This is a genomic window from Streptomyces nojiriensis, from assembly GCF_017639205.1.
GTDB lineage: Bacteria > Actinomycetota > Actinomycetes > Streptomycetales > Streptomycetaceae > Streptomyces > Streptomyces nojiriensis.
The window spans coordinates 3290743-3309618 of the sequence record NZ_CP071139.1 but is presented as its reverse complement, the minus strand read 5'-3'; the positions used below and the strand labels follow the sequence as shown (position 1 = coordinate 3309618).

General features: G+C 72.7%; 22 protein-coding genes. 10 read left to right on the top strand and 12 right to left on the bottom strand.

The window, feature by feature from the left end; translation table 11 throughout:
* Positions 1-148: 148 nt before the first annotated feature.
* Complete coding sequence (locus JYK04_RS15460; protein ID WP_189736749.1) at positions 149-844, top strand: esterase/lipase family protein; 696 nt, start codon at positions 149-151, stop codon at positions 842-844.
* Here JYK04_RS15460 and JYK04_RS15455 read toward each other — a convergent pair.
* A complete protein-coding gene (locus JYK04_RS15455) occupies positions 841-1410 on the bottom strand; it encodes a hypothetical protein (protein WP_189736747.1) in 570 nt (189 codons plus the stop codon). The genes JYK04_RS15460 and JYK04_RS15455 overlap by 4 nt on opposite strands.
* Before the next feature lie 78 nt (positions 1411-1488).
* Between JYK04_RS15455 and JYK04_RS15450 the strand changes: the two genes are divergently transcribed.
* Positions 1489-2214, top strand: a complete 726-nt coding sequence (locus tag JYK04_RS15450) for an SCO2400 family protein (protein WP_189736745.1) — start codon at positions 1489-1491, stop codon at positions 2212-2214.
* A 117-nt stretch (positions 2215-2331) separates the two neighbouring features.
* Here the strand turns inward: JYK04_RS15450 and JYK04_RS15445 are convergent, their stop codons facing one another.
* The gene (locus JYK04_RS15445; protein ID WP_189736743.1) at positions 2332-2754 is read right to left on the bottom strand and encodes a MarR family winged helix-turn-helix transcriptional regulator; all 423 of its coding nucleotides are present in this window, start codon (positions 2752-2754) and stop codon (positions 2332-2334) included.
* A 95-nt stretch (positions 2755-2849) separates the two neighbouring features.
* On the opposite strand from JYK04_RS15445, the gene JYK04_RS15440 reads away from it, so the two are divergent.
* The 3 genes from JYK04_RS15440 (at position 2850) to JYK04_RS15430 (ending at position 5225) form a co-directional block, all read left to right on the top strand.
* The gene (locus tag JYK04_RS15440; protein WP_189736741.1) at positions 2850-3872 is read left to right on the top strand and encodes an NADP-dependent oxidoreductase; all 1023 of its coding nucleotides are present in this window, start codon (positions 2850-2852) and stop codon (positions 3870-3872) included.
* Positions 3873-3936: 64 nt separating this feature from the next.
* A complete protein-coding gene (locus tag JYK04_RS15435; protein WP_030657091.1) occupies positions 3937-4359 on the top strand; it encodes an organic hydroperoxide resistance protein in 423 nt (140 codons plus the stop codon).
* Positions 4360-4424: 65 nt separating this feature from the next.
* Positions 4425-5225, top strand: a complete 801-nt coding sequence (locus JYK04_RS15430; protein ID WP_189736739.1) for an EI24 domain-containing protein — start codon at positions 4425-4427, stop codon at positions 5223-5225.
* Between the two features lie 21 nt (positions 5226-5246).
* Here the strand turns inward: JYK04_RS15430 and JYK04_RS15425 are convergent, their stop codons facing one another.
* Positions 5247-6134: an NAD(P)-dependent oxidoreductase gene (locus tag JYK04_RS15425; protein ID WP_189736737.1), complete on the bottom strand. Its 888-nt coding sequence runs from the start codon at positions 6132-6134 to the stop codon at positions 5247-5249.
* A 147-nt stretch (positions 6135-6281) separates the two neighbouring features.
* Between JYK04_RS15425 and JYK04_RS15420 the strand changes: the two genes are divergently transcribed.
* Positions 6282-6566 (top strand): winged helix-turn-helix transcriptional regulator, encoded by a 285-nt coding sequence (locus JYK04_RS15420; protein WP_229875210.1) that lies wholly within the window; start codon positions 6282-6284, stop codon positions 6564-6566.
* A 4-nt stretch (positions 6567-6570) separates the two neighbouring features.
* Here JYK04_RS15420 and JYK04_RS15415 read toward each other — a convergent pair whose 3' ends face one another.
* The 3 genes from JYK04_RS15415 to JYK04_RS15405 are packed head-to-tail and all read right to left on the bottom strand — an operon-like array spanning position 6571 to position 8924.
* Positions 6571-7293: a PaaI family thioesterase gene (locus JYK04_RS15415; protein WP_189736733.1), complete on the bottom strand. Its 723-nt coding sequence runs from the start codon at positions 7291-7293 to the stop codon at positions 6571-6573.
* A gap of 13 nt (positions 7294-7306) precedes the next feature.
* A complete protein-coding gene (locus tag JYK04_RS15410; RefSeq protein ID WP_189736731.1) occupies positions 7307-8011 on the bottom strand; it encodes a carbon-nitrogen hydrolase family protein in 705 nt (234 codons plus the stop codon).
* Positions 8012-8015: 4 nt separating this feature from the next.
* Positions 8016-8924 carry a LysR family transcriptional regulator gene (locus tag JYK04_RS15405; protein WP_189736729.1) on the bottom strand — a complete coding sequence of 303 codons (909 nt, stop codon included), beginning with the start codon at positions 8922-8924 and terminating at the stop codon, positions 8016-8018.
* 49 nt (positions 8925-8973) lie between these two features.
* On the opposite strand from JYK04_RS15405, the gene JYK04_RS15400 reads away from it, so the two are divergent.
* Together JYK04_RS15400 and JYK04_RS15395 are read left to right on the top strand one after the other, a co-directional pair.
* Entirely contained in the window at positions 8974-9774 is an 801-nt protein-coding gene (locus JYK04_RS15400; RefSeq protein ID WP_189736728.1) for an NAD(P)-dependent oxidoreductase, read from the top strand.
* Between the two features lie 60 nt (positions 9775-9834).
* On the top strand, positions 9835-10158 hold the full coding sequence (locus JYK04_RS15395) for a putative quinol monooxygenase (RefSeq protein WP_031145911.1): 324 nt from the start codon (positions 9835-9837) through the stop codon (positions 10156-10158).
* A 7-nt stretch (positions 10159-10165) separates the two neighbouring features.
* Here JYK04_RS15395 and JYK04_RS15390 read toward each other — a convergent pair whose 3' ends face one another.
* On the bottom strand, positions 10166-10741 hold the full coding sequence (locus JYK04_RS15390) for a TetR/AcrR family transcriptional regulator (protein WP_189736726.1): 576 nt from the start codon (positions 10739-10741) through the stop codon (positions 10166-10168).
* 202 nt (positions 10742-10943) lie between these two features.
* On the opposite strand from JYK04_RS15390, the gene JYK04_RS15385 reads away from it, so the two are divergent.
* The gene (locus JYK04_RS15385; protein ID WP_189737451.1) at positions 10944-13388 is read left to right on the top strand and encodes a beta-glucosidase family protein; all 2445 of its coding nucleotides are present in this window, start codon (positions 10944-10946) and stop codon (positions 13386-13388) included.
* Positions 13389-13475: 87 nt separating this feature from the next.
* Here the strand turns inward: JYK04_RS15385 and JYK04_RS15380 are convergent, their stop codons facing one another.
* The gene (locus JYK04_RS15380; RefSeq protein ID WP_189736724.1) at positions 13476-14378 is read right to left on the bottom strand and encodes an SGNH/GDSL hydrolase family protein; all 903 of its coding nucleotides are present in this window, start codon (positions 14376-14378) and stop codon (positions 13476-13478) included.
* A 249-nt stretch (positions 14379-14627) separates the two neighbouring features.
* Here JYK04_RS15380 and JYK04_RS15375 point away from each other — a divergent pair, with 249 nt between their 5' ends.
* Positions 14628-15122: a DUF3145 domain-containing protein gene (locus tag JYK04_RS15375; protein ID WP_052875531.1), complete on the top strand. Its 495-nt coding sequence runs from the start codon at positions 14628-14630 to the stop codon at positions 15120-15122.
* A 79-nt stretch (positions 15123-15201) separates the two neighbouring features.
* Here JYK04_RS15375 and JYK04_RS15370 read toward each other — a convergent pair whose 3' ends face one another.
* The 4 genes from JYK04_RS15370 to JYK04_RS15355 all read right to left on the bottom strand — a co-directional run bounded on the left by JYK04_RS15370 (position 15202) and on the right by JYK04_RS15355 (position 18806).
* On the bottom strand, positions 15202-16479 hold the full coding sequence (locus JYK04_RS15370) for a beta-ketoacyl-[acyl-carrier-protein] synthase family protein (protein WP_189736722.1): 1278 nt from the start codon (positions 16477-16479) through the stop codon (positions 15202-15204).
* A gap of 79 nt (positions 16480-16558) precedes the next feature.
* Positions 16559-16807 carry an acyl carrier protein gene (locus JYK04_RS15365; RefSeq protein WP_030009997.1) on the bottom strand — a complete coding sequence of 83 codons (249 nt, stop codon included), beginning with the start codon at positions 16805-16807 and terminating at the stop codon, positions 16559-16561.
* Between the two features lie 57 nt (positions 16808-16864).
* The gene (locus JYK04_RS15360) at positions 16865-17869 is read right to left on the bottom strand and encodes a ketoacyl-ACP synthase III (RefSeq protein WP_030009996.1); all 1005 of its coding nucleotides are present in this window, start codon (positions 17867-17869) and stop codon (positions 16865-16867) included.
* Positions 17870-17888: 19 nt separating this feature from the next.
* Positions 17889-18806, bottom strand: a complete 918-nt coding sequence (locus tag JYK04_RS15355; RefSeq protein ID WP_189736720.1) for an ACP S-malonyltransferase — start codon at positions 18804-18806, stop codon at positions 17889-17891.
* Positions 18807-18876 lie beyond the last annotated feature (70 nt).

Here is an 18876-nt window from a genome sequence, read left to right as displayed (position 1 = left end):
CATCGCGGGCAATTCGGTCTTATGGCCCGTTGGGCTGCTCCGGCCGGGGGTGTGTCGAGGCTGCATGGGGGTGGATTTCTGTACCGACAGGCAGCACCATGCGCCCACCGCACGCGCTACTCGCGCGTAACAAGGTAAAGGGGACCCGATGCTGACGGCCCGACAGAGACTCCAGGCGCTCCCGGTGCTCCTGGCACTCCTGACGCTGTGCCTCGCGCTGCCGGCGGCCTCCCCGGCCCGTGCCTCCTCCGCCCGCCATCCGGTGGTCCTCGTGCACGGCTACAACGCCGATCCGGGTGTCTGGGGAGCCCTGCGCGCGGACCTGAGGGCCGCCGGGTACAGCGACGCGGAGCTCTTCTCCTTCGGCTACGACACCCACCAGTCGGTCAACGAGGTCCTCGCCGGGCGGCTCGGCGCCTACGTCGACCAGGTCCGCCGGGAGACCGGCGCCGCCCGGGTCGACGTCGTCGCGCACTCCTTCGGCTCGCTGGTCAGCCGCTGGTACGTCAAGTTCGGCGGCGGCGCGGCCGCCGTGGACCACTGGGTCTCGCTGGCCGGACCCAACCGCGGCACCTCCACCGCCTGGGCCTGCGCGCTGTGGGACCAGGCGTGCCGGGACATGACCCCGGGGTCGTACGTGGTGAAGAACCTGAACAGCGGGGACGAGACCCCGGGCGCGGTGAAGTACGCGACCTTCTGGTCGAACTGCGACGAGGTCGTCAACCCGGACGACAGCGTCCCGCTGACCGGAGCCGCCAACACGCCGGTCGGCTGCCTGGGACACAACGACCTGCTCGGCGACGACGCCACCTCGGCCGGGGTCCGCGCCTTCCTCTCTTCCTAGGCCGTGTCCTCCCCCTCGGCCAGGGAGAACCGCTGCAGCAGGCCGTAGGTGAACTCCGCCACGCAGGGCCGCCCCTTCGCGGCGAAGGCCAGGCGCCAGCGGGTCGGCGCGGTGCCCTCCATCGGCCGGACCGGGGCGAAGGCCCGCGCGACCTCGTCGACCGTCGCCGACCAGGGCCGCAGATCGTCCGGCGACTCCAGTACGGGCCCCGGCGCGCCCGGGGCCCGCACCAGCCACTCGTTCCACACGGCCCCGTCCGGTGCGGCCAGCACCTCGAAGCGCAGGTCCGGCCAGAGCGGCAGCGGCCACAGCAGGGCCTCGCACTCCAGATCGCCGATCGTGCGGTGCTCGGCGGACTCCGGCGGGCCGAGCACCGACCGGTACCGGGCCAGCGCCCCGCGGGAGCGGGGCGACCGCGCCATCGCCTGCCAGCGCTTGTTCGCCTCCCGCTGGTCCGCGAGCGAGGCACCCAGTCGGCGGCGGGCCTCGTCGGCAAGGTCCGGCTGGAAGTCGGCCATCCGCCGCAAGAGCACCAACTGGAATCCGGTCGGCCCGAAAGATGTCATGGAGGGAACGATTCCACACAGGATCCTTACGTTCTCGGGATCCGGATGTTGCCGCAGACCACGTAGCCTGCGGGCGCCATGAACTATTGCCACGCCTGCCGGAGGCACCTCAACGGCGCACTGGCGTGCGCCGGATGCGGAACCCCCGCCGAGTACCTGATACCCACCGCGTCCGGTGCCGCGCCGGCCGCCGTGACCGCCGCCGAGCCGCCCGCCCCCGCACCGCCGACCGCACTGGCCGAGGTCTTCGCCGACTCGGTCGTCGTCCTGTCCGCGCCGAACGAGCGGCGCGCCGGTGCCCGCCGCCGGGTCACGCACCGGCGCCGCCGCCGGACCGTGCTGTCGCTCTCGCTCGGCCTGCTGATCGCGGTCGGCGGCTCCATGGCGGTGGCCCGCATGGCCACCGACGGGGAGCGCACCGACCGGGCCGCGACGGTGGTGCTGACCGACGACGGCCCGCAGCAGCCCGCCCCGCTGCCCGACGCCCCGACGGCCGGTGCGCCCACGGGGCCCGGGAAGTCCACGGCGAAGGCCACCGTCGCGGGTACGAAGAAGACCGGTGCCGCGGCGCCTTCCGGGAGCGTCGCGCAGCCGGGTCCGGCCTCGTCCGCCCCCGCCCCGGCGACTTCGGGCCCGGCGTCCCGTACCCCCGGCCCGGGGTCGTCCGCAGGAGGAACCGCGTCGGGGAAGCCGTCGCCCAGCGGCTCCCGGGGCACGCAGGCACCGTCACCCCCGCCGCCCCCGACGCCCACGCCCTCACCCTCGCCGACCAAGGACTGCTGGATCTTCTGCGGCTGGTTCTAGGGGAAGCGCCCGACGATCCACGCGGCGACCCAGACCGTCCGCCAGGCCGTGAGCGGGGCGGTGGAGACCCGGACGGGGGAGCCGTCGGGCAGGGCCGGCCCGGGCCCGTCGGTGGCGTCAGGCCAGCATGCGCCTGAGGAGGTCCCGCAGGACCGTCCGTTCCTCCGTGGACAGCCCGGCCAGCGGTTCGCGGGCGAAGTCCAGCGACTCGCGCAGCCGCTCCGCGGTCAGCGTGCCCTCCTCGGTGGGGGCGGCCAGCTTCACCCGGCGGTCCGCCGGGTCCGGCCGGCGCTCGACCAGGCCGCGGGTCTCCAGGCGGTCGACGATGCCGGTCACGTTCGAGGGCTCGCACCGCAGCTTCAGCGCGATGCGCCGCATCGGCATGGGCTCCAGGGAGAGCATGTTCAGCACCTTGGCCTGGGCGCCGGTGAGCTGGTGGCTGGCGGCCGCGTGCTCGTACTCCGTGTGATAGCGGGCCACGACGTCGGCGATGAGCTCGACGACTTCGATGGTCACTGGGTCTACGCGACGACTGGGCATGGAACCAGCGTACCCATTTACTTGACAACATGAAATATCTAGGCGCATGGTTGTTTCACCTAGTGAAGCAATTTCGTTCTGACCAGGAGCGCCGCATGTCCCAGATCCCCGCCGTCAGCCGCGAGTGGCACCTCGTCCGTCGCCCGCAGGGCTGGCCCGTCGCCGAGGACTTCGCGCTGCGCGAGGTGCCCGTGTCCGCCGAGCCCGCCGCCGGCCGGATCCTCGTGCGCAATCTGTACATGTCCGTGGACCCCTACATGCGCGGCCGGATGAACGACGTGAAGTCGTACATCCCGCCGTTCCAGCTGGACGAGCCGATGCAGGGCGGCGCGGTCGGCGAGATCGTCGCCTCCGCCGCCGAGGGCTTCGCCGTCGGCGATCACGTCCTGCACCCCTTCGGCTGGCGCGAGTACGCGGACCTCGACGCCGCGCACGCCGTGAAGGTGGACGCCTCGCTCGCCCCGCTCTCCGCCTACCTCGGCGTCCTCGGCATGCCGGGCCTGACCGCCTACGCCGGACTCTTCGAGGTCGCCTCCTTCAAGGAGGGCGACTCCGTCTTCGTCTCCGGCGCCGCCGGTGCCGTCGGCAGCCTCGTCGGCCAGTTCGCCAGGATCAAGGGCGCCTCCCGCGTGATCGGCTCCGCCGGCTCGGACGAGAAGGTGACGCTGCTCACGGAGAAGTACGGCTTCGACGCCGCCTTCAACTACAAGAACGGCCCCGTCGCCGAGCAGCTGCCGGCCGCGGCCCCCGAGGGCATCGACGTCTACTTCGACAACGTCGGCGGCGACCACCTGGAGGCCGCCATCTCCTCGATGAAGGTGAACGGCCGGGCCACCCTGTGCGGTGCGATCGCCGGTTACAACGACACCGAGGCCGCCCCCGGTCCGCGCAACCTGATGCAGGTCATCGGCAAGCGCCTGCGCCTGCAGGGCATCCTCGTCAACGACCACAACGGGCTGCAGCAGCAGTTCGTCCAGGACGTCGCCGGATGGCTGCGCTCCGGCGAGCTGCGGTACGACGAGACGGTCGTCGAGGGCGTCGAGAACGCCACCTCCGCCTTCCTCGGCATGCTGCGCGGCGAGAACACCGGAAAGATGATCGTTTCCTTCACCGGTTAGGCTCACTGCACACCGTCGTGATCGTGGGCGCGACTCACGGCGATTACCAGGAGGATTTTCCTTTATGTCCATCCAGCAGTCCGACGTCGCCTACACCGCTGTCGCCACCGCCGAGAACGGCCGTGACGGTCGCGTCGCCACCAACGACGGCCAGCTCGACGTCGTCGTGAACCCGCCGAAGGAGCTCGGTGGCAGCGGCGCCGGTACCAACCCGGAGCAGCTGTTCGCCGCCGGCTACAGCGCCTGCTTCCAGGGCGCCCTGGGCGTCGTCGCGAAGAACGTGAACGCCGACATCTCCGGCTCCACGGTCACCGCCGAGGTCGGCATCGGCAAGAACGACGAGGGCTTCGGCCTGATCGTCAAGATCTCCGCCGTGATCCCGAACGTGGACGCCGCCACCGCCAAGGAGCTCATCGAGAAGGCCCACGAGGTCTGCCCGTACTCCAAGGCCACCCGCGGCAACATCACCGTCGAGCTCGCCGTCTGATCCGGCGCTCGCAGCGCGAAGGCCGCACCCCGACCGGGGTGCGGCCTTCGCCGTAAACTGGCCCCATGCGTGATCTTGCGGGGGGCTTCCGGTATCTGCTGGCCGGACAGCGATGGGTGTTCGGCCACGGCCGGTGGCTGGGCTTCGGGCTGCTGCCCGGGCTCGTCGCGCTCGTCCTCTACGCCGGCGCCCTGATCGGGCTCGGCTACGGAGCCGACGACCTGACCGCCTGGGCCACCCCCTTCGCCGACGACTGGTCCGCGCCCTGGCTCTCGCTCTTCCGCGGCTTCCTGACCGCCCTGTTCTTCGGCCTGGGGCTCTTCCTCGCGGTGATCACCTTCACCGCCGTGACCCTGCTGATCGGCCAGCCGTTCTACGAGTCCCTCTCCGAGCAGGTCGACCGCAGCGAGGGCGGCGACGTGCCGCGGTCGGGGCTCCCGCTCTGGCTGGAGCTGTGGGTCTCGGCCCGGGACAGCGTGAAGGTGCTCGTACGGGTCCTGCTGTACGGGATCCTGCTCTTCGTCCTCGGTTTCATCCCGGTGATCGGGCAGACGGTGATCCCGGTGCTCGGCTTCTGCGTCTCCGGGTACTTCCTGACCCAGGAGCTCACCGCCGTGGCCCTGCAGCGGCGCAAGGTGGAGCTGCCCGACCGGCTGGAGCTGCTGCGCTCGCGGCGGATGCTGGTGCTGGGCTTCGGGGTGCCGCTGGTGCTGGCGTTCCTGGTGCCGCTCGTCGCGGTGTTCCTGATGCCGGGCGCGGTGGCCGGGGCCACCCTCATGGCACGTGACCTCATGCGCAGCGACGAGGCTCCGGCCCCCGAAACCACCCCCGCGGGCTTCGGACCGCCGCCGCCCGCGTACTCGTAGCCACAGGCCTCCGGTAGCCGCCTACCGCTTCAGCAGCAGGATGGCCCCCGTCGTGTCCTCCCCGCCGTGCGCGGCCGGATCGGCGGCCAGCCGCCGGTGCAGCAGGTCCACGTACGGGGTGATCAGCTCGGCGCTGACGCCCTGCTCCTCGGCGGTGCGCAGCATGGTGCCGCTGCCCGCGACCTGCATGGCCAGGTTGGACACCACCCCCGAGGTGAAGTCCCGCGAGGTCAGCCGCTCGGCGGCGTTGCCGACGAAGAAGCCCATCGCGCCGAGCCACTCGGACAGCAGCGGGGCCAGGTCCTTCGGGGCGATGTCCTCGCCCTCGGTCAGCGCGTAGGCCTGCGAGATGCCGGCGAACATCCCCCACATCGCGCTGAGCAGCGCCACGTCGTGCAGGGCCGCGTGCCCGGGGTCCTCGCCGACGAAGCGGGACCCGGTCGGGACCTCCAGGAGTGCCCGGCTGCTGTCGAAGAGCGCGCGCGAGCCGCTGTAGAAGACGTACCCGCCGGCCTCGGGGACGCCGATCATCGTCGGCGTGGCCATGATCCCGCCGTCCAGGTACCGGGCGCCGCGCTCCGCGGCCCAGGCGGCGCGGGCGCGCGCCTCGCCCGGGGTGCCGGTGGTGAGGTTGACGAGGTCCTTGCCGGTCAGGTCGATGCCGTCCAGGGCGGCGCCGACGCTGGCGTCGTCCAGCAGGCAGACCACGACCAGCGTGTTCGCGGCGACCGCGTCGGCCGCGGTCGCGGCGACGTAGGCCCCTTCGGCGGCCAGCGCCCCGGCCTTGGCGGGGGTGCGGTTCCAGACGGTCGGGGAGTGCCCGGCGGCGAGCCAGGTGCGGGCGAGGGCGGTGCCCATGTCGCCGAGGCCGAGGAGGGTGAGGGAACGGTGTGCTGTGGTGTCGGTCATGGCGTTTAGCCTGTTGGCAGGCGGCAGGGCGCTCAAGTACGCACTTCGGAGTGGGTGGTTACCCCGAGGTGAGCGAGCAGGTGGGGAGGGTGCGCGATGGCGGTGGCACGGAGGCCCGGTGCGGATCACTGCGGGATCGCCGCGGCGATGTCCGTGATCGACGGCAAATGGAAGGTGTCGCTCCTGTGGGAGCTGGACCAGCGCCCGCGCCGGTTCGGCGAACTGCGCAGGCTCGTCCCCGGTATCTCGGAGAAGGTGCTCGCCGCGCAGCTGCGCGAGCTGGAGACCGACGGCATCGTGCACCGCGAGGTGTACGAGGAGGTCCCGCCGCGCGTCGAGTACTCCCTGACCCCGCTGGGCCAGGACCTGAACGCGGCCCTGAAACCCCTGGGGGCGTGGGGCGGCAAGCACCTGCTGGCCGAAACCGCGTGAGCGCCTACGTGCGCGGCTGCACCCACAGCGCCTCGGCGACGGCGCACGGTTCGCCGTCGGCCGTGGCCAGCGCCGTGCCCACGGTGTACTTGCGGCCCGAGGACGACACCATCCAGGCGTAGGAGATCAGCCCCTCGCCCACCGGCACCGGCCGCAGCAGCCGGGCGCCCAGCGCGGCGGTGACCGCACCGGCCGCGCGGCCGTCGAGCAGCCGCCCGGCCGCGTTCCCGGGGCAGTCCAGCGCGCCCCACACCAGCTCGGGCGGCAGCAGCCCGTCCGCGCCGCCGAGTTCGGGCGCGGGCGTCCAGGCCGCGGCGACCAGCTCGCGACCCGGCACCGCACCGCAGTGCAGGCGCAGCCCGGTGGCGGGCGTCCGGTCCAGGCCGCAGCCGAAGCAGTCGGGCTGACCGTCCGGCGGGTCCGCCCGGAAGGCCTCGGCCGCGGCCGCGGCCAGGTCCCAGGACGGGGCTTCGGGGCAGTGGGCACCGGGCGCCCCGACCGGCGTCGCCGCGGCCAGCAGCAGCTCGCCGTCCGTCAGCTCGCAGCCGCCGTCCGCGGTCGCGGCGAGCCGCACCGGAGCCCCGGTCGGCACGGGCCGCCGGAAGTCCACCCGTACGTCCTTCGCGGCGGCCCGGGCGGCGAGTACGCCCGCCACGTAGCCGCCGAAGGCCACCCCCGGGTAGCCGTGGAGGCGTTCCGGCACCGTGATCGTCTCGAAGTCGTTCATGGCGCCCACCTCATCACACCGAGGCGGTGACCACCGAGGGCGTACGGTCGTCCGCCTCGGCCAGCAGGGCGCCGCCCGGGGCCCACACGGCCGAGCGGCCGCAGCCGGTCCACGGGCCCGCCGGGCCGACGTGGTTGGCGAGGACCACGTACAGGCCGTGCTCGCGCGCGATCCCGGGGTACACGGTGGCGCGCTCGTGGATCCCGTCGCCCGTCCCGTACAGGGAGCTCGCCAGGTGGACCCGGCAGCCGTCGACGGCGCCCCTGCCGGGCAGTCGGGGGAAGTGGTTGTCGAAGCAGATGCCCAGGCAGAAGCGGATCCCGCCGAGTTCGAAGCGCCCGTCGTCCCGGCCGCGTTCGAAGACCTCCTGCTCGTGCCGGTAGAGGTGCTGCTTCGCGTACGTCGTCACGTGCGCGCCGTCCGCGTCGTGGACCAGCGTCGCGATCGCGGGGCGCGGGCCGCCGGTGGGCAGGGCGACGTTCACCGCGGTGGCGATCCCGGCGGAGCGCAGCGGATCCAGCCGCGGGTCGTCGGCGGCCGTCCACAGGCCCGGGTCGGCGGCCAGCGCGGCGAGCTCGTAGCCGGTGAGCGCGAGCTCGGGGAACACCACCAGCTCGGCGCCCTGATCGCGGGCCGCCGCGGCGAGGTCCGCGGCCCGCGCGACGTTGGTCCGGACATCGGCGGGGGTGCAGGTCAGCTGCGCTGCGGCGATCTTCACCGGGTCAGGATGCCAGCCCGGCCGCGACCTCCTTCAGCAGGGCCAGGAAGGCGAGGGCGGCGGGGGAGGGGGCGATCCCGCGCGGGGTGGCGGCGTAGACCCGGCGGCGCGGCGTGTCGTCCGGGTGCAGGGGGACGAGCGCGAGGTCGGCCCGGGCCGAGGAGGCGGCGAGTGCCGGGATCAGGGTGACGCCGAGCCCGGCCGCGACGAAGCCCTGCTTGGCGATCCAGTCGGCGGCGACGAAACCGGTGCGCGGGCGGAAGCCGCCGGCCAGCGCGGAGTGCATGAGGGTCTCCTCGGGCCGGGTGTCGGCCGCGATCCACTCCTCGTCGGCCAGTTCGGCCAGCCGTACGACGGCGCGTCCGGCGAGCCGGTGGCCGGCCGGCAGGGCCACGTACATCCGCTCGTCGAGCAGGTGGTGCGGGGTGCAGTCGCGGGGCGGCTCCGCGGAGGTGTCCGCGACGACGGCGAGGTCGAGGTCCCCGGCGGCGAGCAGGGCGAGGTGCCGGGCGGAGGGGCCCTCGGTGCGGGCGACGGCCACGGCGGGGTGGCGGGCCCGGAAGGCGGCCAGCGCGCGGGGCAGCAGGGCGGCGTCGGCGGTGGAGAAGGCGCCGATCCGCAGCCGCCCGGCGCCGAGGGTGCGCAGCGCGTCGAGTTCGGCGCGGGCGGTGCGCAGCCGCTCGCCGACGGCCTCGGCGTGCGGGAGCAGGAGGTGGCCGGCCTCGGTCAGGCGGACCCCGCGGGGGAGGCGGTCGAAGAGCGGGGTGCCCCATTCGTCCTCCAGGGTCTGGATCTGCCGGGAGACCGCGGACTGGGTGTAGCCGAGGGAGCGGGCGGCGGCGGTGAAGGAGGCCAGGCGGGCCACGCTCAGGAAGACCTCGTACAAGCTGTGCGAACTGGGCATGGGAGCCATGCTAGACATTCGCTTGTCGCATGGATGGGCCCCGCCTAGCGTCACGGGCATGGACACAGCACAGAAGATCGCGTTCCTCGGCCTCGGCCGTATGGGAGCCCCGATGGCCCGTCACCTGCTCGCCCGGGGCTACGGGCTGACGGTCTGGAACCGGACGCCCGAGCATGCGCTGCCGCTGGAGGCGGCCGGCGCGGTGGTCGCCGCCACGCCCGGCGCGGCGGTGCGCGAGGCGGACGTCGTCGTCACGATGCTGGCCGATCCGGCGGCCCTGCGGGCCGTCGCGGAGGGCGTGCTGCCCGCCCTGCGGCCCGGAGTCCACTGGATCGACACCTCGACGGTCGGGCCGGACGCGGTGCGGGAGCTCGCGGGGCGGCTGCCGGCGGGGGTGACGCTGACCGACGCGCCCGTGATGGGCAGTGTGGACCGGGCGGCCACGGGTGAGTTGTGGGTGCTGGCGGGCGGTGACCCGCTGCCCGGTCCGGTGCGGGAGGTCCTCGATGCCCTGGGTGAGGTCACGCGGTGCGGTCCGCTCGGCTCGGGCGCCGGGCTGAAGCTGGTCCTGATCAACGCGGCGGTCGGCGGGGTGGCGCTGGTGGCCGAGGCCCTGAGGCTGGGCGGAGCCCTGGGCCTGCCGGAGGAACTGGTCCGCGGTCAGCTGGCCCGCGGGCCGCTGGCGGGTGCGGTGGCCCGTGCGTACGCCGACTCCTCGGACTTCCCGGTGGCCCTGGCCGCGAAGGACGTGGCCCTGGCCGCCGCCCACGCGCCGCTGCCGATCCTTCAGTCGGTCCACGCCGTACTGACGTCCCGCCCGGAACTCGCCGCCCGGGACCTCTCCGCCCTGCGCCCCTGACCCGGCCGGGGTAGGGGGAAGTCCGCCCGCGGTGTGGATCAACCTGCATAAAATGCCGGTGTGATCTTCATTGTGGTGAAATTCCCCGTCAAGCCCGAATACGTCGACGCGTGGCCCGACAAGGTCGCGCCGTTCACCCGCGCCACCCGCGCCGAACCCGGGAACCTGTGGTTCGAGTGGTCGCGCAGCCTGGAGGAGCCGAACACCTACGTGCTGGTGGAGGCCTTCCAGGACGACGCCGCCGAAGCGCACGTCACCTCCGAGCACTTCAGCGCCGCGCTGGAGACCATGCGGCCGATGGTGACCCGTACGCCCGAGATCGTCAGCACCACCATCGAGGGTGCGACCGGCTGGAGCCGGATGGGCGAGCTCCAGGTCGACTAGACGCCCCTCAGGCCTGCGGCCCCCGCAGCAGGGTCAGGAAGGAACGGAAGGCGGCGGGCATGTCCACGGACTCCGGGGCCAGCAGCCACTGGTACTGGAGGCCGTCCATGACCGCCGTCAGCAGCGGGGCCACCTGCTCGGGGGTGAGGCCGGAGGGCAGGCGGTCGCCGAACTCGGCGCGCAGCACCGCCGCCATCTCCGAGCGGACCTGGGCGTAGCGCTCGGTGAAGAACTCCCGGGCCGGGTGCCCGTCGGTGACGCTCTCGCCCAGCAGCGCCGAGAAGGTCTGCACGATGCCCGGGCGCATGGCGTTGTACTCGACCAGCGAGTCCAGCAGGTCCAGCCGCCAGGTGTCGGCGGCGGAGCGCGAGCCGCCGCCCGTGTCCCAGCGGTCGCGTTCCTCCAGCACCGCGACCAGCAGGGCCTCCTTGGTCGGGAAGTAGTGCAGCAGCCCCTGCTGGGTCAGGCCCACGCGTTCGGCGACGGCGGCCAGGGACGCGCCCCGGTAGCCGCGCTCCGCGATCACCTCGACGGCCGCGCGGACGATCTCCCCCCGGCGTTCCTCGCTCCTCGCCCTGACCATCGGCCCGGCACCCCTTCCCGTTCACGCGCTGTGCCCTGCCCACAGGACCGTACGGCATTCGAATATCACGAACAGATTACGAACCCTACCGTTCAACAGGTAACAGGTCCACGATGGGGGCACCGCACCGAGCAACCGCACTCAACGAGGAGGCACGGCCGTGACCGATGCCGATCAGGTCCCCGATCAGGTCCGCGATCAGATGCGCAACGACGCCGTCGAGGCGGCGCTGGGCAAACTGGACCTCGACACCAAGGCCCGGCTCCTGGCCGGCCAGGACATGTGGTCCCTGCCCGCCGTCCCCGCGATCGGGCTGGAGTCCCTGGTCTTCTCCGACGGGCCCATCGGGGTCCGCGGCGTGCGCTGGACCGCCGACGACCCGTCCATCGCCCTGCCGTCCCCGACCGCGCTCGCCGCCGCCTGGGACCCGGAGCTCGCCCGCCGCGCCGGCCGGCTCCTCGCCCAGGAGGCCCGCCGCAAGGGCGTGCACGTCCTCCTCGCGCCCACCGTCAACCTGCACCGCTCCCCGCTCGGCGGCCGGCACTTCGAGTGCTACTCCGAGGACCCGTACCTCACCGGCGCCGTCGGCTCCGGCTACGTCAACGGCGTCCAGGACGGCGGCGTCGGCACCACCGTCAAGCACTTCGTCGGCAACGACGCCGAGACCGACCGGTTCACCGTCGACAGCGTCATCGCACCGCGCCCGCTGCGCGAGCTGTACCTGGCGCCCTTCGAGGCCATCGTCGCCAATGCCCACCCCTGGGGCATCATGACCGCCTACAACCAGGTCAACGGCACGACCATGACCGAGCACCAGTACCTCGTGAACGAGGTCCTGCGCGCCGAATGGGGCTTCGACGGCTGCAACGTCTCCGACTGGATGGCCGCCCGCTCCACCGCCGGCGACATCCTGGGCGGCATGGACGTGGCCATGCCCGGCCCCACCACCGTCTACGGCCCCGCCCTCGCCGAGGCCGTCCGCGCCGGCGAGGTCCCCGGGTCCGCCGTGGACGAGGCCGTGCGCAACGTCCTGCGCCTCGCCGCCCGCGTCGGCGCCCTGGAAGGCGCCCCCGCCGCCGTGGAGAGCGCCCCGGCCCCGATCGACGGCCAGGCGCTGGCCCGCGAGCTCGCCGCCCGCGGCTTCGTCCTGGTCCGCAACGAGGGGGCGCTGCCGCTCGACGGGTCCGCGGGCCGCACCGTCGCCCTCGCCGGCGCCGCCGCCCGCGACGCCCGCGTCCTCGGCGGGGGCAGTGCCACCGTCTTCCCCGAGCGGATCGTCTCCCCGCTCGACGGCCTCACCGCCGCCCTCCCCGAGGGTGCCCTCACCTACAGCATCGGCGCCGACCCCTCCGACGAGCTCACCCCCGCAGGCCAGGGCTTCGAGCTCCATGCCGTCTGCCGCGACGCCGCCGGGACCGTCCTCGGCGAGGGGGCCCTGCCCTCCGGCCAGGTCCAGTGGATCGGCGACGACCTGCCCGCGGGGGCCACGTACGAGACCATGGCGAGCATCGAGGTCCGCGGCACCTTCGTGCCCCGCGAGAGCGGCGAGCACGCCTTCGGCACCCGCGGACTCGGCGCCTTCGCCCTGGCCGTCGGCGGCGAGCGGCTGTGGAGCGGCGTCCAGGAGATGGGCAACGAGGCCGACCCCTTCGAGGCCTTCTTCGGCGCCCCCAACGAGCGCGCCCGCGCCACCCTCACCGAGGGCGAGCCCGTCGAGGTGTCCCTGACCTTCCAGGTCCCCGACATGTCCGCACTGCCGCTCCGGGCGATCATGTTCTCGCTGCTCCACCTCGGCCCGCGGCGCGACGCCGACGAGCTGATCGCCGAGGCCGTGGCCGCCGCGCGCCAGGCCGACACCGCCGTCGTGGTCGTCGCCACCACCGAGCGCGTGGAGTCCGAGGGCTTCGACCGGCAGGACCTCACCCTCCCCGGCCGCCAGGACGACCTGGTGCGCGCCGTCGCCGCCGTCAACCCGAACACGGTGGTCGTCGTCAACGCCGGCTCCCCGGTGGAGCTCCCGTGGCGCGAGGACGTGGCCGCCGTGCTGCTGACCTGGTTCCCCGGGCAGGAGGGCGGGGCCGCACTGGCCGACGTACTCCTCGGCGACGCGGAGCCGGGCGGGCGGCTGCCGACCACCTGGCCCGCGCGGTTCGCGGACGCGCCCGTCACCGAGGTGGTCCCGACCGAGGGGCGCCTGGAGTACGGCGAGGGCCTCTTCATCGGCTACCGGGCCTACGAGCGCCACGCGGTGACCCCCGCCTACCCCTTCGGGCACGGCCTCGGCTACACCGACTGGACGTACGACTCCCTGGAGCTCACCGCCGACACGGTCCGGGTCCGCCTCACCAACACCGGCGCCCGCCCCGGCCGCGAGGTCGTCCAGGTCTACCTCGCCCCCGTCGCCACTGCGTCCGACGGTGCGCGGAGCACGACGGTGGAGCGCCCGGCGAGCTGGCTGGCCGCCTTCGCGGGCGTCGCGGCGGGCCCCGGCGAGAGCGTCGAGGCCGAGATCCCGCTGCCCGCCCGGGCCTTCGAGATCTGGGACGAGCAGGCCCGCGGCTGGCGGCGGATCGGCGGGACCTACGAGGTCCGCGCGAGCCACTCGCACGGTGACACCCGGCTGACCGCGACGCTCGACCTCGCGTGACACGCCGTATGGCCGGAAATCACCCCTGAGAACCGGTCCGGGGGCGGGCCCTGACTCCCGCCCCCGGACCCGCCCCGTACCGGGGCGTCAACGCGGCGGGTCGGCCGCCGTCACCTGGCGGTGCGCCAGTTCCGCGAGCCGCGCCTGCCCGTCCTTGCCCGGATGGAACCAGTCCCAGTGGCTCAACTGATCCGCCGCGAAGGGGTACTGGAACACCGCGCCGCCGTCGTAGCGGCACAGCGGATCCTTTCCGCAGACCTCGCGCAGCACCTCGTTGTACTCCACCACCCGCGCCCGCACCTGCTCGCGCCGGGCCGTCGCCCCCGAGGCCGCCGACAGCGGATCGGCCAGCATGGACTGACAGATCCCCAGCTTCCAGATCTGCCGGACCATCGGGAGGTCCTTGCCCTGTTCCCACAGCCGCTGCAGGTCCGGCACGCTCGAGACGTACACCTGGGAGGCGGGGGACGCGGCCCGCAGATCCGCGAGGGCCTTCTCGAATCCGGAGCGGAACTCCGCCACCGGCGTCATCGACGAAGCCGTCGGCCGGCAGGCGTCGTTCGAGCCCACCATGACCGTGACCAGGTCGGGCTTGTGCGCGGCGGCCCCGGCCAGCTGGCCCGGCAGGTCCGCCATGCGCGAGCCGGTCACCGCGTAGTTCCAGCTGCGTTCCGGTGCCGCGGCGTCCCCGAGCAGCCGGGCGGCGAGGGAGCGGACCGCGGGGTCGTTCCCGGTGGCCCAGGAAACCTCCGGGCAGTCGGCCAGGACCGAACAGGCGTCGAAACCACGCGTGATGGAGTCGCCCACGGCCGCGATCGAGGCGGGTGCCGTGTTCCAGCGAGGTGCGGCCTGCGCCCCGCGCTCGCCGCTGCCCTGCTCGCCCGGCCCGCCCGAGCTGCAGCCGGTGCCCGCCCCGGCCAGCAGGACGACCGCCGCGCCCGCGCCCGCGAGCGTCCGGCGCGCGCGGCGGCGCGGAGCGGTGGTGCGCATGGGAAGGGGCCCTCCTTGTCGTCCCCACGTCGTTCGGGGGGTCCTGCTGAGTGAAAGCTCTGCGTTTACGGGTCTTGTAGCGACCGTACGTCACACCATGACCCCTGGCGCACGGTAGCTTTTTCCCGTGGCGTTTCGGCCGCAGGTCCCGTAGCGCAATGTCAAATAATTTCCGTTACATTACATCACGTCACATACTGTCCGTTTTCTGGAGTTTATTCCCGACCTCGTCCCACACTGGAGGTCCCGGTGACGACACGTGGAGTTCTGTACGTGCATTCCGCACCGCGCGCGCTCTGCCCGCACGTGGAATGGGCTGTTGCGGGCGTGCTCGGGGTGCGGGTGAACCTCGACTGGATCAGACAGCCCGCTTCCCCGGGCACGTGGAGAGCCGAGTTCTCCTGGCAGGCCGAAGCGGGCACCGCCTCGAAACTCGCCTCCGCGCTGCGCGGCTGGCACCTGCTGCGCTTCGAGGTGACCGCGGAACCGTGCCCGAACGCCGAGGGCGAGCGCTACAGCTCCACCCCGGAGCTGGGCATCTTCCACGCGGTCACCGGCATGCACGGCGACATCCTGATCCCGGAGGACCGGCTGCGCGCCGCCCTCGCCCGGTCCGCGCGCGGCGAGACCGACCTGGAGGCGGAGATCGCCAAGCTGCTCGGCAAGCCGTGGGACGACGAACTGGAGCCCTTCCGCTACGCCGGCGAGGGTGCCCCGGTCCGCTGGCTCCACCAGGTGGTCTGAGCCCCCGACAGGTACGCAGGAGGCACGGAGAAGGCCCACCCGGATTCACCGGGTGGGCCTTTCGCGTAGCTCGGACGTACTAGACCGTGCGGAATGCCAGGGTCACGTTGTGGCCGCCGAAGCCGAAGGAGTTGTTGATCGCGGAGATCGGGCCGCCGGCCGGCAGCTTGCGCGGCTCGCCGACGACGATGTCCGCGTCGATGTCCTCGTCGAGGTCGTCGATGTTGATCGTCGGCGGGGCCAGCCGGTGGTACAGCGCCAGCACGGTCGCGACGGTCTCGATACCGCCCGCGCCGCCCAGCAGGTGCCCCGTCATCGACTTGGTCGCGGAGATCGCGATGTGGTCGAGGTCGTCGCCCAGGACCTTGCGCAGGGCCTTCAGCTCGGCCGTGTCACCCTGCGGGGTCGACGTGGCGTGCGCGTTCAGGTGGACCAGCTCGGCCGGGTCCAGACCCGTGTTGTCGAGCAGGTTCTGCACCGCGGCCGCGACACCGCGGCCGGTCGGCTCGGGCTGCGCGATGTGGTGGCTGTCCGCGGACAGACCCTGGCCCAGCACCTCGCAGTAGACCCGGGCACCGCGCGCGGCGGCGTGCTCGGCGGACTCCAGGACGACGACGCCCGCGCCCTCGCCCAGTACGAAGCCGTCACGGGCCTTGTCGTACGGACGGGAGGCCTGCTCGGGGTTCTCGTTGTTCTTGGACATCGCCATCATGTTGGCGAACGCGGCGATCGGCAGCGGGTGGATCGCCGCCTCGGTGCCGCCCGCGACGACCACGTCGGCGCGGCCGGAACGGATCATCTCGACGGCGTAGCCGATGGCCTCGGCACCGGACGCACAGGCGCTGACCGGAGTGTGCACGCCCGCCTGGGCGTTGACCTCCAGGCCGACGTTGGCCGACGGGCCGTTCGGCATGAGCATGGGGACGGTGTGCGGGGAGACCCGGCGCACACCCTTGTCCTTCAGGACGTCGTACTGGTCGAGCAGGGTGGTGACACCGCCGATGCCGGAGGCGATCACGGTGCCCAGACGCTGGGGCGCGACGAAGGCGCCGGTTTCCGTCTCTTCGCCGGCCGGGGTGGTGTAACCGGCGTCGGCCCACGCCTCGCGGGCCGCGATGATGGCGAACTGCGCCGAGCGGTCCAGCTTGCGGGCCAGCGGCCGGGGCAGGACCTCGTTCGGGTCGACGGCGGCCCGAGCGGCGATGCGTACCGGGAGTTCGGCGAAGCGCTCGCCCTCCAGGGGCTTGACGCCGGAACGGCCGGCAAGCAGACCTTCCCAGGTCGAAGCGCTGTCGCCACCCAGCGGAGTGGTTGCGCCGATACCGGTGACGACCACGGTGCGATTGGTCGGGCTCACAGGAATTCTTTCTCCACGTCTCAGGGGGTGCTGAATTGTCACGGCGCCACCGCCAGGTGGCGACAAACGCTCGTCAGGCTCAGGCCTGGTGCTTCAGGATGTAGTCCGCGGCGTCGCCGACCGTCTTGAGGTTCTTGACGTCCTCGTCCGGGATCTTGACGTCGAAGCGCTCTTCGGCGGCGACGACGACCTCGACCATGGAGAGCGAGTCGACGTCCAGGTCGTCGGTGAAGGACTTCTCGATCGCGACGTCCTCGGTGGGGATACCGGCGATCTCGTTGACGATCTCCGCGAGACCCTCGACGATCTCTTCCTGCGTGGCGGCCATGTGGCGCTCCTTCTCTAGCTAACTGGGGTGAAACAGGGCGGGATGCGGATCCCGGCCCTAGGGGAGGGTAACGACCGTCGCGGCGTAGACGAGTCCCGCCCCGAAGCCGATGACGAGCGCGGTGTCGCCGCTCTTCGCCGCTCCGGTCGCCAGGAGCCGCTCCATAGCGAGCGGAATCGAGGCGGCCGACGTGTTGCCGGTGGTCTCCACGTCACGGGCGACCGTGACGTGCTCCGGCAGCTTCAGAGTCTTCACCATCGAATCGATGATCCGCATGTTCGCCTGGTGCGGAATGAAGACGTCCAGGTCGTCCGCGGTGATCCCGGCCGCGTCGAGCGCCTGCTGGGCCACCTTGGCCATCTCGAAGACGGCCCAGCGGAAGACCGCCTGACCCTCCTGGGTGATGGCCGGAAACTTCTCGCCGCCGTCCTTGCCGAGGTACTCGTCCCACGGCACGGTCTGCTTGATCGTCTCGGACTTGTCGCCCTCCGAACCCCACACCGTGGGGCCGATGGCCGGCTCGTCCGAGGGGCCGACGACCACGGCGCCGGCGCCGTCACCGAACAGGAAGGCCGTCGCGCGGTCCTCCAGGTCGGTCAGGTCCGAGAGCCGCTCCACGCCGATGACGAGGACGTACTCGGCGGAACCTTCCACCACCAGACCCTTGGCCAGGGTCAGGCCGTAGCCGAACCCGGCACAGCCGGCGGAGATGTCGAAGGCGGCGGGCTTGCCCGCGCCGATCCGGTGCGCGATCTCGGTCGCGACGGCCGGGGTCTGCTTGAAGTGCGAGACCGTCGAGACGATCACGGCACCGATCTGCTCCGGGGCGACACCGGCATCGGCCAGTGCCTTCCCCGAGGCCTCCACCGACATCGCGGAGACCGTCTCCTGGGGCGAGGCCCAGTGCCGGGTCGCGATGCCGGAGCGGGAGCGGATCCACTCGTCGGACGAGTCGATGGTCTCGAGGATGACCTCGTTGGGCACCACGCGGGTCGGGCGGTAGCCGCCGACACCGAGGATGCGGGCGTAGGGGGAGCCCTTGGCCGGCTTGATCTTGGACATGCTGTGTGGGCTCCTTCTCTCAGGCCGTCAGTTCGGCGATGAGCGCCGCGGCCTTGTCGAGATCGTCCGGGGTCTTCAGCGCCACGCTCGGTACGCCCTTCAGCGCGCGCTTGGCCAGACCCGTCAGGGTGCCACCGGGGCTGAGCTCGATGATTCCCGTGACGCCCAGTTCGGCGAAGGTCTCCATGCACAGGTCCCAGCGGACCGGGTTGGCGACCTGACCGACCAGGCGGGCGACGACATCGGCGCCCGTGGCGACGACGAGGCCGTCCTTGTTCGAGACGTACTTCAGCGTCGGGTCCGCCGGGGCGAGGGCCTCGGCGGCCTTCTCCAGCGTGGCGACCGCGGGGGCCATGTGGTGCGTGTGGAACGCGCCCGCGACCTTGAGGGCGACGACCTTCATGGAGCCCTCGGGCTTGTCGGCCTCCAGAGCGGCGATCTGCTCCATCGTGCCGGCGGCCACGATCTGACCCGCGCCGTTGATGTTGGCGGGCGTCAGGCCCAGCTTCTCCAGGTGTGCGACGACCACGTCACGGTCACCGCCGAGGACCGCGGCCATGCCGGTCTCGGTGACGGCGGCGGCCTCGGCCATACCCAGACCGCGGGTCCGGACGAACGACAGCGCGTCGGCCTCGGACAGCACGCCGGCGTAGGCGGCGGCGGTGATCTCACCGACGCTGTGGCCTGCGACGGCGCCGAAGGCGGCCGGGGAACCGAGCGCGGACGCGGACAGCAGGCCCGCGGCGACCAGCAGGGGCTGGGCCACGGCCGTGTCGCGGATCGCGTCGGCGTCTGCGGCCGTGCCGTAGTGGGCAAGGTCCAGCTCGATGGCGTCCGACCATGCGGCGACGCGGTCGGCGGCACCGGGAAGTTCGAGCCAGGGAGTCAAGAAGCCGGGCGTCTGAGCGCCTTGGCCGGGAGCGACGAGTACGAGCACCCTCACACTCTCTCTTGTGGAGGGTCCCTGCCGCCCGTGGGGACAGGGACCAAGAACCGTCGGGGTAATT

Coding starts and splice junctions, on each gene's coding strand:
- JYK04_RS15385 (WP_189737451.1), top strand. CDS start 10,944: ATGCGCAACGACGCCGTCGAGGCGGCGCTGGGCAAACTGGACCTCGAC.
- JYK04_RS15460 (WP_189736749.1), top strand. CDS start 149: ATGCTGACGGCCCGACAGAGACTCCAGGCGCTCCCGGTGCTCCTGGCA.
- JYK04_RS15365 (WP_030009997.1), bottom strand. CDS start 16,807: ATGGCCGCCACGCAGGAAGAGATCGTCGAGGGTCTCGCGGAGATCGTC.
- JYK04_RS15440 (WP_189736741.1), top strand. CDS start 2,850: ATGTCCCAGATCCCCGCCGTCAGCCGCGAGTGGCACCTCGTCCGTCGC.
- JYK04_RS15390 (WP_189736726.1), bottom strand. CDS start 10,741: ATGGTCAGGGCGAGGAGCGAGGAACGCCGGGGGGAGATCGTCCGCGCG.
- JYK04_RS15360 (WP_030009996.1), bottom strand. CDS start 17,869: ATGTCCAAGATCAAGCCGGCCAAGGGCTCCCCCTACGCCCGCATCCTC.
- JYK04_RS15450 (WP_189736745.1), top strand. CDS start 1,489: ATGAACTATTGCCACGCCTGCCGGAGGCACCTCAACGGCGCACTGGCG.
- JYK04_RS15425 (WP_189736737.1), bottom strand. CDS start 6,134: ATGACCGACACCACAGCACACCGTTCCCTCACCCTCCTCGGCCTCGGC.
- JYK04_RS15415 (WP_189736733.1), bottom strand. CDS start 7,293: ATGAACGACTTCGAGACGATCACGGTGCCGGAACGCCTCCACGGCTAC.
- JYK04_RS15420 (WP_229875210.1), top strand. CDS start 6,282: ATGTCCGTGATCGACGGCAAATGGAAGGTGTCGCTCCTGTGGGAGCTG.
- JYK04_RS15455 (WP_189736747.1), bottom strand. CDS start 1,410: ATGACATCTTTCGGGCCGACCGGATTCCAGTTGGTGCTCTTGCGGCGG.
- JYK04_RS15380 (WP_189736724.1), bottom strand. CDS start 14,378: ATGCGCACCACCGCTCCGCGCCGCCGCGCGCGCCGGACGCTCGCGGGC.
- JYK04_RS15435 (WP_030657091.1), top strand. CDS start 3,937: ATGTCCATCCAGCAGTCCGACGTCGCCTACACCGCTGTCGCCACCGCC.
- JYK04_RS15400 (WP_189736728.1), top strand. CDS start 8,974: ATGGACACAGCACAGAAGATCGCGTTCCTCGGCCTCGGCCGTATGGGA.
- JYK04_RS15405 (WP_189736729.1), bottom strand. CDS start 8,924: ATGGCTCCCATGCCCAGTTCGCACAGCTTGTACGAGGTCTTCCTGAGC.
- JYK04_RS15445 (WP_189736743.1), bottom strand. CDS start 2,754: ATGCCCAGTCGTCGCGTAGACCCAGTGACCATCGAAGTCGTCGAGCTC.
- JYK04_RS15430 (WP_189736739.1), top strand. CDS start 4,425: ATGCGTGATCTTGCGGGGGGCTTCCGGTATCTGCTGGCCGGACAGCGA.